Below are 14,629 nucleotides of genomic sequence, written 5' to 3'. Positions count from 1 at the left end.
GAAACGCATAGCGTCTGTGTATAATGCCGCCCGCTTTCATTACCGGAGTTACCTCTTTGTCTGATGTCGAATTAGATCACGAATACTGGATGCGCCACGCGCTGACGCTGGCGAAACGCGCTTGGGACGAACGCGAGGTTCCGGTTGGCGCGGTATTGGTGCATAACCATCGCGTCATTGGCGAAGGCTGGAACCGACCCATTGGCCGCCACGATCCTACTGCGCATGCTGAAATAATGGCGCTGCGTCAGGGCGGTCTGGTATTGCAGAATTATCGGTTACTGGATACCACGCTGTATGTCACACTGGAACCCTGTGTGATGTGCGCAGGCGCTATGGTGCATAGCCGCATTGGACGCGTTGTCTTTGGCGCGCGCGATGCAAAAACCGGCGCGGCCGGATCGCTAATTGATGTGCTGCACCATCCGGGAATGAATCACCGGGTCGACATTATTGAAGGGGTGCTGCGCGATGAATGTGCGACGCTGCTCAGTGATTTTTTCCGTATGCGTCGTCAGGAAATTAAAGCCCTGAAGAAAGCCGACCGTGCGGAAGGCGCGGGGCCGACAGTATAGCGCAATGCCGGATAAGACGTTGCGCGTCGCCATCCGATAAGACCATCGCGCTATTTTTCTTCTTTCTTCTGCGGCGTAAACAGTAAAGACGGCGAATGCGTCAGGTAGCCTGATGACTGCGATAAAAACGACAGGAGGGGGAAGGGCGCTTTATTCAGCTCCTCCGGCGACACCGCCGGGTAATCCTGCGCCAGTTTCATGGCTTCCGCTTCCTGCTTTTCTTTTTCCTGCAAATACCCCACTAAACTTATCTGGTATTTACGGATATTTTCCACATAAGCATAAGCCTCATGTCCACGCGCGTAACCGTAGGTTAGCTTACTGTAATACGGTTTTTGGCTTAACAGAGGCAAACGCTGCTTCACATCGGTCCAGCTATCCGGATTGCCTTTGGTTTTTACCGTCAGCGATCTGGCATCGAGCATGTGCGCATAACCCATATTGTAGGCGGCTAAGGCAAACCAGATACGCTCGTCTTCCGGAACGGTTTCGGGAACTTTAGCCATCATATCTTCAAGATAGCGAGCGCCGCCGCTGATGCTTTGCTCCGCATCGGTACGGTCGGTCAGCCCCAGACTTTGGGCGGTATTTTTAGTCAGCATCATCAGGCCGCGCACGCCGGTTGGCGAGGTCGCCAGCGGATCCCAGTGCGATTCCTGATAAGAAATCGCCGCCAGCAGGCGCCAGTCTATCTCTTTGGCATATTTTTTAAATAACGGTTCCAGCTCCGGCAGGACGTTATCCACCGCTCGCAGGAAAGAGCGGGTATCAACGTAGTCGAAATCATCGCCATGTCCCAGATATTTCTCTTCGATCCGCGCCAGAGAACCGTCTTCATTGATCGAATTGAAAAAATCGAGCAGCGCGGCGGAGAGCGTATTATCGTCGTCCAGTCGGCTAAACCAGGTCACGGGCTGTTCATCCGTGACGTCCAGCGCCACGGCCAGCTCGGGATGAACGCGCTGAAACAGACTGATCGCCACTGAATCGGCAATGGTGTAATCCAGTTTGCCGCTGATGACCTCTTCCAGCAGCGTCGTCGAGCCTTTTTTATCATCCACTTTCCAGCTCAGATCGGGAAACTTTGTCTCTTTTAAACGCTGTAAATCATTGACCACGACGTGCCCTGGCGCAATGGTAAGCTGATTCTCGTTAACGGTCGCCAGCGAACGTGGGCGATATTGTCCGACCCGGTAGACGAGCTGTTGCGAAACCGAATAATACATGGGACCAGGCTGATAGTTTTTAACGCGCGCGCTGTCGTAGACCAGCCCAGCCGCGAGCAGGTCGGCATTGCCGTTATCCAGATCGTCAAACAACTGGCTGATATTCTGGCGTACCGTCACTTTCAGCTTCACGCCGAGATAGTTGGCGAACTGCTGCGCCAGTTCATAGTCCAGACCATATTTTTTACCGTTGATAACGGAATAGGTTAATGGCGAGTCGATCGTACTGACGCGCAGTACCCCCCGGGCTTGAATCGCGGCGATATGGTTTTCGGTTTTACCGAACCAGGGGATTGAGGGCCAAAGGGCTGCTGCCAGCAGCAGCGTCAATATGCCGATGAACAGATAATTAATCTTTAATTTTTTCAATTAGTTAATTCTCTGGATCGTGCGTTGCCTCGGGCTGAAAAAGATGTTTTGCTGCAATAGATAAGTCATTAATGAGCGGCATTTTGCGTAACAATGCGCCAGTTGGCAACTTATTCGCAACGATAGCCGCACCGTATGACAAGAAAAAGCGGTGATTTTATTTCTACGCAAACGGTTTCGTCGGCGCGTCAGATTCTTTATAATGACGGCCGTTTCCCCCCTTGCGCACACCAAAGCTTAGAAGACGAGAGACTTATGATGGAAATTCTGCGTGGTTCGCCTGCACTGTCTGCATTCCGTATCAATAAACTGCTGGCGCGCTTTCAGGCTGCCAACCTCCAGGTCCACAATATATACGCTGAGTATGTCCATTTTGCTGACCTGAACGCCCCGTTAAATGATAGCGAGCAGGCGCAGCTTACCCGTCTGTTGCAATACGGCCCGGCGCTTAACAGCCATACGCCGGCGGGTAAACTCCTGTTGGTCACACCGCGTCCTGGTACCATCTCCCCCTGGTCTTCAAAAGCAACGGATATCGCCCACAACTGCGGCCTGCAACAGATTGATCGTCTGGAGCGTGGCGTAGCGTACTATATCGAGGCTTCGACGTTGACGGCGGAACAGTGGCGACAAGTGGCCGCAGAGCTGCACGACCGTATGATGGAGACGGTGTTCTCTTCTTTAACCGATGCGGAAAAACTGTTTATCCACCATCAGCCTGCGCCGGTTTCCAGTGTCGATCTGCTGGGAGAAGGCCGTCAGGCGTTAATTGACGCCAACCTGCGTCTTGGTCTGGCGCTGGCGGAAGATGAAATCGACTATTTGCAGGAGGCGTTTACCAAACTGGGGCGCAACCCGAACGATATCGAATTGTACATGTTCGCCCAGGCGAACTCCGAGCACTGCCGCCACAAGATTTTTAATGCCGACTGGATTATCGACGGTAAACCGCAGCCGAAGTCGCTGTTTAAAATGATTAAAAACACCTTCGAAACCACGCCGGACTATGTGCTCTCTGCCTATAAAGACAATGCCGCGGTGATGGAAGGATCTGCGGTGGGGCGCTACTTCGCCGATCACAATACTGGCCGTTACGATTTTCATCAGGAGCCCGCGCACATTCTGATGAAGGTCGAAACGCATAACCACCCAACCGCTATCTCTCCGTGGCCGGGGGCGGCGACCGGTTCCGGCGGCGAAATTCGTGATGAAGGCGCCACCGGGCGTGGCGCGAAACCAAAAGCCGGGCTGGTGGGCTTCTCCGTTTCCAACCTGCGTATTCCGGGCTTTGAACAGCCGTGGGAAGAGGATTTTGGCAAGCCGGAACGTATTGTCACCGCGCTGGATATCATGACCGAAGGCCCGCTGGGCGGCGCGGCGTTTAACAACGAATTTGGTCGCCCGGCGCTGACCGGTTACTTCCGTACTTATGAAGAGAAAGTGAACAGCCACAACGGCGAAGAGCTGCGCGGCTACCATAAGCCGATCATGCTGGCGGGCGGGATCGGTAATATTCGCGCCGATCACGTGCAGAAAGGCGAGATCGTTGTTGGCGCGAAGCTGATCGTCCTTGGCGGCCCGGCGATGAATATCGGCCTCGGCGGCGGGGCGGCTTCTTCAATGGCTTCCGGCCAGTCTGATGCGGATCTCGATTTTGCCTCTGTTCAGCGCGATAACCCGGAAATGGAACGCCGCTGCCAGGAAGTGATCGACCGCTGCTGGCAGTTGGGCGACGCTAACCCAATCTTGTTTATCCATGATGTGGGCGCGGGCGGTCTCTCCAACGCCATGCCGGAGCTGGTGAGCGACGGCGGGCGCGGCGGGAAATTCGAACTGCGCGACATTCTTAGCGACGAGCCGGGCATGAGCCCGCTGGAAATCTGGTGTAACGAATCCCAGGAGCGCTATGTGCTGGCGGTCGCGGCTGACCAGTTGCCGCTGTTCGATGAACTGTGTAAGCGCGAACGCGCGCCGTATGCGGTCATTGGCGACGCTACCGAAGAACAGCATCTCTCGTTGCATGATAACCATTTCGACAATCAGCCGATCGACCTGCCGCTGGATGTCCTGCTGGGCAAAACGCCGAAAATGACCCGCGATGTGCAAACATTGAAGGCGAAAGGCGATGCGCTGAACCGCGCGGATATCACGATTGCCGACGCGGTAAATCGTGTTCTGCATCTGCCGACCGTGGCGGAAAAAACCTTCCTTGTCACTATTGGCGACCGTACCGTCACCGGTATGGTGGCGCGTGACCAGATGGTTGGCCCGTGGCAGGTCCCGGTGGCTGACTGCGCGGTCACTACCGCCAGCCTCGACAGCTACTACGGCGAAGCGATGTCGATTGGCGAGCGCGCGCCGGTGGCGCTGCTGGACTTTGCCGCTTCCGCCCGTCTGGCCGTCGGTGAAGCGTTGACTAACATTGCCGCGACGCAGATTGGCGATATCAAGCGCATCAAGCTTTCCGCTAACTGGATGGCGGCAGCCGGTCATCCTGGCGAAGATGCTGGTTTATATGACGCGGTTAAAGCGGTGGGAGAGGAACTCTGTCCGCAGCTTGGCCTGACCATTCCGGTGGGTAAAGATTCGATGTCGATGAAAACCCGCTGGCAGGAAGGCAACGAACAGCGCGAAATGACCTCGCCGCTGTCGCTGGTGATTTCCGCATTTGCTCGCGTGGAAGACGTGCGTCACACCCTTACGCCGCAGCTGTCAACGGAAGATAACGCCTTGCTGCTGATCGATCTTGGCAAGGGCCACAACGCGCTGGGCGCAACGGCGCTGGCGCAGGTCTATCGTCAGCTTGGCGACAAACCTGCGGACGTGCGTGACGTCGCGCAACTGAAAGGCTTCTATGACGCCATGCAGGCGCTGGTCGCTGCGCGTAAATTACTGGCCTGGCACGACCGTTCCGACGGCGGTCTGCTGGTGACGCTGGCCGAGATGGCCTTTGCCGGCCACTGCGGCGTGCAGGTCGATATCGCCGCGCTGGGCGATGACCATCTGGCCGCACTGTTCAACGAGGAGCTGGGCGGCGTGATTCAGGTACGCGCTGAAGACAGAGACGCGGTCGAAACGCTGTTGGCGCAGTACGGTCTTGCTGACTGCGTCCACTACCTTGGTCAGGCCCTGGCTGGCGATCGCTTTGTGATTACCGCTAATGACCAGACGGTATTCAGCGAAAGCCGCACTACGCTGCGTGTCTGGTGGGCGGAAACGACCTGGCAGATGCAGCGTCTGCGCGACAATCCGCAATGTGCTGACCAGGAACACGAGGCGAAAGCGAATGATGCCGATCCGGGCCTCAACGTGAAGCTGTCGTTTGATATTAATCAAGATATCGCCGCGCCGTACATTGCGACAGGCGCACGACCGAAAGTCGCTGTACTGCGCGAGCAGGGGGTGAACTCTCACGTGGAGATGGCGGCGGCGTTCCATCGTGCGGGCTTTGACGCGATTGACGTCCATATGAGCGACCTGCTGGGCGGTCGTATCGGTCTGGGCAACTTCCATGCGCTGGTGGCTTGCGGCGGCTTTTCCTACGGCGACGTGCTGGGGGCGGGCGAAGGTTGGGCGAAATCCATTCTGTTTAACCATCGGGTGCGCGACGAATTCGAAACCTTTTTTCATCGTCCGCAGACGCTGGCGCTTGGGGTGTGCAACGGTTGCCAGATGATGTCGAATCTGCGCGAGCTGATCCCGGGCAGCGAACTGTGGCCGCGTTTTGTACGTAACCATTCTGACCGCTTCGAAGCCCGCTTCAGCCTGGTGGAAGTGACGCAAAGCCCATCGCTGCTGCTGCAAGGAATGGTAGGCTCACAGATGCCGATTGCGGTTTCCCATGGGGAAGGGCGCGTTGAGGTGCGTGACGATGCGCATCTTGCCGCGCTTGAGAGCAAAGGCCTGGTCGCTCTGCGCTACGTTGATAACTTTGGTAAGGTGACCGAAACCTATCCGGCTAACCCGAACGGTTCGCCGAACGGCATCACGGCGGTGACGACCGAAAACGGTCGGGTGACGATTATGATGCCGCATCCGGAACGCGTATTCCGCACCGTCGCCAACTCCTGGCACCCGGAAAACTGGGGCGAGGATAGCCCGTGGATGCGTATCTTCCGTAATGCGCGTAAGCAGCTTGGTTAATTAGCCCGATAGCCATTAAGCCCCTCTTCACGAGGGGCTTTTTTGTAGACGGCGCTTATCAGGCCCACGGGGAAGCGCGGTTGAAGCTACCGTCTTGAACGTCAAGCGGTAGGCCGGATAAGGCGTTTACGCCGCCATCCGGCAATAAACTAGTGCTTATGCCGCAAGATTAAAGTGTCGGGAAATCCCGACATGAGTGGGGGATAGGTTGTCGCCAAAAAGAGACATTTAACTATTTGATTTTAAATTGTTTTATTTTTAGGTGTTACAGGTGTTGCTGATTGGCGACAGAAAGGGCAAAAAACAGACAGAGCCATTTTTAGCATGAATAGCGATATTTTTCATATCTATCATTGTGTTAACAAAGTCTTTTGAATGTTGGCACAATTACTGCATAATGATAACCAGTGGCTCATTCACCTTCTTATGTCAGCCCCTTAGGGACGCGCTACATAAACTTCGAATGACGCACAACAAGGTGCCTGCCGTCCAACTTCTGATAATAGCGTAGCTTTATCAACCTCCGGGCGAAACGTCGAGTTAGGCACCGCCTTATTCCATAACAAAGCCGGGTTTAGCCCGGCTTTGTTGTATCTGGCGCTTCCCTCGGTTAGCATCTTTTTTATTCTTCTTTTATGTGAGCGACACGTTGAAGCGCTGGTCTGTTTTCCCCCGTTCTTTACGACAATTGGTCATGCTGGCCTTTTTGCTGATCCTGCTGCCGTTGCTGGTTCTGGCCTGGCAGGCGTGGCAAAGCCTTAACGCGTTAAGCGATCAGGCTGCGGTGACTAACCGCAGCACGCTTATTGACGCCCGGCGCAGCGAGGCGATGACCAACGTCGCGCTGGAGATGGAGCGAAGCTACCGACAGTATTGCGTGCTTGACGATCCGACGCTTGCAAAAGTGTATCAAAGCCAGCGTAAGCGCTATAGCGATATGCTGGACGCCCATGCCGGCGTATTGCCGGATGATAAGTTGTATCAGGCGTTACGCCAGGATTTAAACGCGCTGGCGCAATTGCAGTGTAAAGATAGCGGCCCGGAAGCGGCAGCGGCCGCGCGTCTGGAGGCCTTTGCCAACGCGAATACGGAAATGGTGCAGGCGACGCGTACTGTGGTTTATTCGCGTGGGCAGCAGTTACAACAAGAAATCGCCGAGCGCGGACAATTTTTCGGCTGGCAGGCGCTGGTGCTATTTCTGGTGAGCCTGGCGATGGTGCTACTTTTTACCCGCATGATTATCGGGCCGGTGAAAGGAATTGAACGGATGATTAATCGCCTGGGCGAAGGCCGTTCTTTAGGGAATACCGTCACCTTTACCGGTCCGCGTGAATTACGATCGGTGGGGCAGCGCATTATCTGGCTGAGTGAGCGTCTGGCGTGGCTGGAATCCCAGCGCCATCAGTTTCTACGTCACTTGTCCCATGAGCTGAAAACCCCGCTGGCCAGTATGCGCGAGGGGACAGAGCTGCTGGCCGATCAGGTGGTTGGGCCGCTGACGCCGGAGCAAAAAGAGGTGGTCGATATTCTGGATGACAGCAGTCGTAATTTACAAAAATTGATTGAGCAATTGCTTGATTACAACCGGAAACTGGTAGACAGTGCCACAGAGCTGGAAGCGGTCGATATCGCGCCGCTTGTGGATATGGTGGTTTCCGCCCACAGTTTGCCTGCCCGCGCTAAAATGATGCATACCGATGTCGACCTGGAGGCCGAACGCTGCATAGCAGAGCCCATGTTGCTGATGAGCGTGCTGGATAATCTCTATTCCAACGCGGTGCACTATGGCGCTGAATCCGGTAACATTTGTATCCGTAGTCGCTCTCAGGGCTCCACGGTTTATATCGATGTGGTTAATAGCGGCGAACCGATTCCGCAAACCGAAAGAGAAATGATTTTTGAGCCTTTTTTCCAGGGAAGCCACCAGCGAAAAGGGGCGGTAAAAGGCAGTGGGTTAGGGCTGAGTATCGCCAGAGATTGTATTCGTCGAATGCAGGGAGAGATCCAACTGGTGGATGACAACGCGCAGGAAGTTTGTTTTCGCATCTCGCTGCCATTGCCTGCATCTGACAAACACTAATATGAATTTAAGCCTGGTGCGTATGTCACACGTTTTCGTCCAAACTATTAAACGATGCCTTTTGCGGTGGGGAATACCGGTGGGCATATCGTGTCTGGCGCTGACAGCATGTGTTCCCCATGCTTCACAGCAACTGCCCGGTAGCGCAGCGCAGGACACGCTCCCCCATTATCAACTGGCGGATTATCTCCCGACGGCGTGCGCGGATATCTGGTCGCTACGCGGGCAGGCGGTGGAGACGAATCCGCTGTACTGGCTACGCACGATTGACTGCGCCGATCGTCTGATGCCGGTTCAGTCGCGCGCAGAGGCGCGCGCGTTGACGGATGATAACTGGCAAAATGCCTTCAGGCGCGGGATTTTACTGGCGGATGCAAAAATTACGCCGCCGGAGCGGCGCGCCATCGTGACCCGTCTGGAGGCGTTAAGCGCGCAAATACCGGCTCAGGTACGGCCCGTCTACCAAATCTGGCATGACGGTCAGGCGCTGCAACTGGCGCTTTCTGCCGAACGTCAGCGTTATAGCAAACTCCAGCAAACGTCAGATAGTGAGCTGGATGCGCTGCGCCAGCAGCAACAGGCCTTGCAAACGCAGCTCGATCTTACCACCCGTAAGCTGGAGAGTTTAACCGATATTGAGCGCCAGCTTTCGACACGAAAACCGGCAGGGAATTACAACGCCGATACGCCGCATACGAATGACAAACCCGCGACGTCTGAAGATGGCGCGGCGCCGTCGCCGTCACAAGATGAGGTAACGCCATGATAAGCCGTAAACCGGCGCACCTGCTGCTGGTCGATGACGATCCCGGATTACTGAAATTGCTCGGTATGCGCCTGACCAGTGAAGGATACAGCGTCGTGACCGCAGAGAGCGGCCAGGAAGGACTACGGGTACTACATCGGGAAAAAGTGGATCTGGTAATAAGCGACCTGCGCATGGACGAAATGGATGGTATGCAACTGTTCACAGAAATTCAGAAAGTACAGCCGGGAATGCCGGTTATCATTCTGACGGCGCATGGTTCCATTCCGGATGCGGTGGCCGCTACCCAGAAAGGCGTATTCAGCTTTTTGACGAAGCCGATCGACAGAGACGCGTTATATAAAGCGATAGATGAAGCGCTGGAGCAGTCCGCTCCCGCGACGGACGATAGCTGGCGCAACGCTATCGTTACCCGTAGCCCGCTGATGCTGCGACTGCTTGAACAGGCGCGCATGGTCGCGCAGTCGGATGTCAGCGTATTGATTAACGGACAAAGCGGCACCGGGAAAGAGATTTTCGCACAGGCGATTCATAATGCCAGCCCGCGCAGTAACAAGCCGTTTGTCGCCATCAACTGCGGCGCGTTGCCGGAACAGTTGCTGGAGTCCGAATTATTCGGCCATGCGCGCGGCGCCTTTACCGGCGCAGTAAGCAATCGTGAAGGGTTGTTCCAGGCGGCGGAAGGCGGCACGCTGTTTCTGGATGAAATTGGCGATATGCCCGCGCCGTTACAGGTGAAGCTGCTGCGGGTGTTACAGGAGCGCAAAGTCAGGCCGCTGGGCAGCAATCGCGATATTGATATCGATGTGCGAATTATTTCCGCGACGCACCGCGATCTGCCGAAGGCGATGGCGCGGGGCGAATTTCGTGAAGATTTGTACTACCGGCTGAATGTCGTGAGCCTGAAAATTCCGGCGCTGGCGGAGCGTACCGAGGATATTCCGCTGCTGGCTAATCATCTGCTCAGACAGTCGGCACAGCGGCATAAACCGTTTGTTCGCGCCTTTTCTACTGATGCAATGAAACGGCTGATGACGGCAAGCTGGCCGGGCAACGTGCGCCAACTGGTCAACGTCATTGAACAATGCGTGGCGTTAACCTCTTCGCCGGTGATCAGCGATGCGTTGGTCGAACAGGCGCTGGAAGGCGAAAACACCGCGCTGCCCACCTTTGCCGAAGCGCGAAACCAATTTGAACTGAACTATCTGCGCAAGTTACTGCAAATTACCAAAGGTAACGTGACGCACGCGGCAAGGATGGCGGGGCGCAACCGCACGGAATTCTATAAGCTACTCTCCCGTCACGAACTGGATGCGAATGATTTCAAAGAGTAGTTTTCATGCCGTAAAGTAGCGCGAAATATGTTACGTTTAACCGATCAAAACACAGGCGACCTTTTCAAGGAATAGCATGAAAAAGATTGATGCGATTATTAAACCCTTCAAGCTGGACGATGTCCGTGAAGCGCTGGCCGAGGTAGGTATTACCGGCATGACGGTCACTGAAGTCAAAGGCTTTGGCCGTCAAAAAGGCCACACCGAGCTGTATCGCGGCGCGGAATATATGGTGGATTTTCTGCCGAAGGTAAAAATTGAAATCGTTGTGCCTGACGACATCGTGGATACCTGTGTTGATACCATCATTCGTACCGCGCAGACGGGGAAAATCGGCGACGGTAAGATCTTTGTCTTTGATGTCGCCCGCGTTATTCGTATCCGTACTGGCGAAGAAGACGACGCGGCTATCTGATGTGCCGATTCGCTGCCCGTCCCCTCCTTGTGGGCAGCGAACCACCGTTTAATCGCCCTGCGGTAGCGCCGATGTTGTCCGGGTGCAAACCCATCTCAGGCCGACAATGGCGACGATCAGCGCCACGCAACTTAGCGTCCACTCGCCCATTTGCGAGAAAAAGTGTCCATAGGCGGCTACCGCCGTATCACTAATTTGCGATTCCGTGGTTTGTTGCGCGACGACGCCAGCCAGCCAGTTAGCGACCGCGCCGGTCGCCAGCATATAAATACCGGTCAGTACGCCCGTGACGCCAGGCAGGTTGAGGCGGGTAATTTGCGCCATCGCGACCGGATCAATAAACAGCTCTGCAAAGCCCATCAGCGCCAGCCCTGCGATCATCATTCCCATTGATGCCTGCCCGTCTAACCGGGCCTGATGCGCGTTTAGCGCCAACAGCATAAAACCGCCGCCCATCAATACCAGCCCCACGGCAAATTTAAGCCAGACGCGCAGCACCGAGCGGGCGCTCTCTTTCGGGCTGCTCAGCCACGCCAGCACCACGCCCGCCGCCATCACCGCAATCGCATTGACCGACTGGAACAATGCGGTGGGGACGGTCATATTCAGCCAGTGGCGGTTGACAAAACGGTCGATGAATAAACTGATCGAACTTCCGCCCTGCTGCGCCAGAACCCAAAAGAGAGTGCCGGTGATCATTAACAGAACGATTTGCCACAAGGCGCGACGGTGTTCGGGAAATTTAACCATAATACGGGCGATAAGTTGCGCCGCGAAGACGCAGACAATGGCCAGCACATAGCCAGACCAGTTATTTTCCAGCAGGAGGGTGAAGAATACCGGCGCGATACACAGCATTAATACCAGCCAACCCCAGGTTGGAAGGGCGAATTTAACCGCCCGCAGCGCGGGGCGATTAACACCGCGCGTCTGCTGAAAGTGGCGATGACCGCTTAAAAAGATGAGCAGGCCGATGAACATTCCGACGCCCGCCAGCGCAAAGCCGACATGCCAGCCATACCACTGCGCCGCCAGACCACAGGCGATCGGCGCGGCTATCGATCCAATATTCCCGGCGGCGTAGAGCAGCGAGAATCCCCCGTCGCGGCGGTTGTCATCAGGGGCGTAAAGTTCGCCCAGCAGACAGCTAATATTGGATTTAAACAAGCCGTAGCCGCAGATAATAATGGCCAGCGCCGCATATAAACTCAGCGTTGAATCAGATTCTAAGCCCAATACCACATGACCCAGCGTCATCAATAAGGCGCCGGTGATAACCGCCACGCGGTTGCCAAGCAGGCGGTCGGCAAGCCAGCCGCCAAGAATAGGGGTAACGTAAACTAAAGAGGCGTAGGCGCTGAAGAGGTTGATCGCGTGGCTGTCATTAAAACCAAGCTGGTGGGTAAGATAAAGGATGAGTAAGGCACGCATGCCGTAAAAGCTGAAGTATTCCCAAATTTGAATCGCCACGATGTAAAAAATCGCGCGCGGTTGTGAGGGTGTTTTCATAAAGTCTCCTTGCTGCGTGAAAAAAGGGAAGTGGCAAGCCACTTCCCTTTGGTACTTATTTCGTATTTTCTTTCAGCACCTTAACGGTGTAACGTCCGTCTGCCTGACGATAGGCGCCGTGGATATCGGTTTCGAAGCCCGGATAGTGAGCGCCGATTTCGCACAGCATTTGCAGGAATTCCAGTACCGGACGGCTTTCCTCGGTGATCATTTCACCAGGCATCACCAGCGGCACTCCCGGAGGGTAAGGAAGGATCATGTTGGCGTTGACGCGTCCAACCATCTCTTCAAGATACACCTCTTCCGTTTCGCCATGCAGCTCTTTCTGGAACGCAGTATACGGCGTCATCACCATTTTCGGCAGCACTTCAAACGCACGGTACATTAAGTCCGGCAGATTATGATGTTCGACCAGTTTATGAATATTCTGCGCCAGTTCCTGGATGCGCATATTTTCATAAAACTCAGGCGCTTCGCGGTACAGTGCCGGCAGAATGTTTTTGACGCGCAGGTTCAGGTCAAAGGCGCGTTTAAATTCAGTGAGCGCGCGCAGCAGGCTCAGAGCTTTGGTTTTGTCGATACCAATGCTGAACAGGAACAGCAGGTTGTATGGACCGGTTTTTTCTACGATGATGCCGCGTTCATCGAGATATTTGGCGACCAGACTTGCCGGAATACCGAACTCATCCATCGTACCGTCTTTCTTCATCCCCGGCGTCAGGATAGTGACTTTGATCGGGTCGAGGTACATGTGTTCGTTATCGATATTTTTGAAGCCATGCCATGCGCTATCTGAACGCAGCGGCCAGCACTCAGCTCCATCGATATGTTCCGGCTGCCATACGTCAAAGAACCAGCCGTCAGATTCGCTTTTCAGGCGTTTAATTTCTTTACGGAATTTAATCGCACGTTCAATAGAGCCGTTAATCAGGCGTTTACCCGCATTACCTTTCATCATCGCCGCTGCGGTTTCAGTAGACGCTACGATACCGTAGTGCGGAGAAGTGGTGGTATGCATCATGTAGGCTTCGTTAAAGGTTTCTTCGTTAATGTCGCCTTTAACATGAATCATGGATGCCTGTGAAAACGCCGCCAGCAGTTTATGCGTGGACTGGGTTTCATAAATGATTTTGCCTTCTACACGGTCGCCGCTCATACCGCATTTACCCTGATAAATAGGGGAGAAATTGGTGTAAGGCACCCAGGCGGAGTCAAAATGAATGGACTTCACATCCAGAGTTTTCTTGATGTAGTCAGTGTTATACAACAGACCGTCATAGGTTGAGTTAGTAATAACAGCATGGACCGGCCAGGTTGCGTTAGGCGTCTCTTTTACCCGTTTAGCGATAGTGGCGTGCTGGAACTCGCTTTGCGGAATACCGCCAAGAATACCGTAGGCGTTACGGGTTGGGCGGAAATAAATCGGCGTAATGTCGCTCATCATCATCAGATGGGTCAGCGATTTATGGCAGTTACGGTCAATCAGTACCGTGCTGCCTGCCGGCGCGGAGTACATACCGACGATTTTGTTCGCCGTAGAGGTGCCGTTCGTCACCATGTAGCTACGTTCGGCGTTAAAGACGCGGGCGATATACTCTTCCGCTTCTTTATGCGGGCCGGAGTGGTCCAGCAGCGAACCCAGTTCGGAAACGGAAATCGAAATATCGGATTTCATCGTGTTCGGGCCGAAGAAATCATAAAAGATGCTGCCGACGGGGCTTTTCTGGAAAGCGGTCCCGCCCATGTGGCCAGGCGTACAGAAAGTATATTTCCCTTCGCGCACATATTTGAACAACGCTTTTGTCAGCGGCGGCAGAATATTGTCGATGTATTCATCGGTATTCTGGCGAATTTTCGCCGCGATATCGGCTGCGGCGCCTAAAGCATATTCAAAGAAGCGAACCTGCATTCTCAGATCGTTGAGGCTGACGTCCAGCGTAGAGTAGCTGTTGGCGAAGGCGTACAGCGGCATATACTCGTTCAGCTTGCTAATCTCTTCGCAAAGCTCAAGGTTATATTTATCCCAGTCGAAAATGACGCCGCAAAGGCGGGAGTTATTTTCAATCAGCTTCAGCAGGTCTTCTCGGTCGTTTGGATAGACGATACGGAAATTTAAACCTTCCAGTGCACGATGCAGTTCACGAATAGGCTCTTCTTTAAAGTAGACGCCCATGTGGTTCATGATAGCAATAACGTTCATAGTCTTGTTCCT

At 54.5% G+C, this 14,629-nt stretch carries 10 protein-coding genes; 6 read left to right on the top strand and 4 right to left on the bottom strand.

Annotated elements, in window-relative coordinates; translation table 11 throughout:
• Window positions 1-23: 23 nt before the first annotated feature.
• A complete protein-coding gene (gene tadA, locus ACLJQJ_RS17955) occupies window positions 24-575 on the top strand; it encodes a tRNA adenosine(34) deaminase TadA (protein WP_001134564.1) in 552 nt (183 codons plus the stop codon).
• Between the two features lie 50 nt (window positions 576-625).
• Here tadA and mltF read toward each other — a convergent pair whose 3' ends face one another.
• Complete coding sequence (mltF, locus tag ACLJQJ_RS17950) at window positions 626-2,170, bottom strand: membrane-bound lytic murein transglycosylase MltF (RefSeq protein WP_000734249.1); 1,545 nt, start codon at window positions 2,168-2,170, stop codon at window positions 626-628.
• Window positions 2,171-2,404 carry a hypothetical protein gene (locus ACLJQJ_RS17945; RefSeq protein WP_001747289.1) on the bottom strand — a complete coding sequence of 78 codons (234 nt, stop codon included), beginning with the start codon at window positions 2,402-2,404 and terminating at the stop codon, window positions 2,171-2,173.
• A 21-nt stretch (window positions 2,405-2,425) separates the two neighbouring features.
• Here ACLJQJ_RS17945 and purL point away from each other — a divergent pair, with 21 nt between their 5' ends.
• The 5 genes from purL to glnB all read left to right on the top strand — a co-directional run bounded on the left by purL (window position 2,426) and on the right by glnB (window position 10,908).
• Window positions 2,426-6,313, top strand: coding sequence for a phosphoribosylformylglycinamidine synthase (gene purL / locus ACLJQJ_RS17940; protein WP_063809319.1), 3,888 nt, complete (start codon window positions 2,426-2,428; stop codon window positions 6,311-6,313).
• 649 nt (window positions 6,314-6,962) lie between these two features.
• A complete protein-coding gene (gene qseE / locus ACLJQJ_RS17935) occupies window positions 6,963-8,393 on the top strand; it encodes a two component system sensor histidine kinase QseE/GlrK (RefSeq protein ID WP_001670672.1) in 1,431 nt (476 codons plus the stop codon).
• Between the two features lies 1 nt (window position 8,394).
• Window positions 8,395-9,159 (top strand): two-component system QseEF-associated lipoprotein QseG, encoded by a 765-nt coding sequence (gene qseG / locus ACLJQJ_RS17930; protein ID WP_001054239.1) that lies wholly within the window; start codon window positions 8,395-8,397, stop codon window positions 9,157-9,159.
• Entirely contained in the window at window positions 9,159-10,493 is a 1,335-nt protein-coding gene (glrR, locus tag ACLJQJ_RS17925; RefSeq protein ID WP_024131115.1) for a two-component system response regulator GlrR, read from the top strand. The genes qseG and glrR overlap by 1 nt, the downstream gene beginning before the upstream one ends.
• A gap of 76 nt (window positions 10,494-10,569) precedes the next feature.
• Window positions 10,570-10,908, top strand: coding sequence for a nitrogen regulatory protein P-II (glnB, locus tag ACLJQJ_RS17920; RefSeq protein ID WP_000717694.1), 339 nt, complete (start codon window positions 10,570-10,572; stop codon window positions 10,906-10,908).
• Between the two features lie 48 nt (window positions 10,909-10,956).
• Here glnB and dtpD read toward each other — a convergent pair whose 3' ends face one another.
• Together dtpD and cadA are read right to left on the bottom strand one after the other, a co-directional pair.
• Window positions 10,957-12,417 carry a dipeptide permease DtpD gene (gene dtpD, locus ACLJQJ_RS17915; protein ID WP_000856793.1) on the bottom strand — a complete coding sequence of 487 codons (1,461 nt, stop codon included), beginning with the start codon at window positions 12,415-12,417 and terminating at the stop codon, window positions 10,957-10,959.
• Between the two features lie 55 nt (window positions 12,418-12,472).
• Window positions 12,473-14,617 (bottom strand): lysine decarboxylase CadA, encoded by a 2,145-nt coding sequence (cadA, locus tag ACLJQJ_RS17910; RefSeq protein WP_001100652.1) that lies wholly within the window; start codon window positions 14,615-14,617, stop codon window positions 12,473-12,475.
• Window positions 14,618-14,629 lie beyond the last annotated feature (12 nt).

Origin of the sequence: Salmonella sp. SAL04202, from assembly GCF_046550775.1 — a bacterium.
In the GTDB taxonomy this organism is placed as follows: domain Bacteria; phylum Pseudomonadota; class Gammaproteobacteria; order Enterobacterales; family Enterobacteriaceae; genus Salmonella; species Salmonella enterica.
Note: the sequence above shows the minus strand (reverse complement) of the source record. Positions and strands in the feature narration are given on the sequence as shown.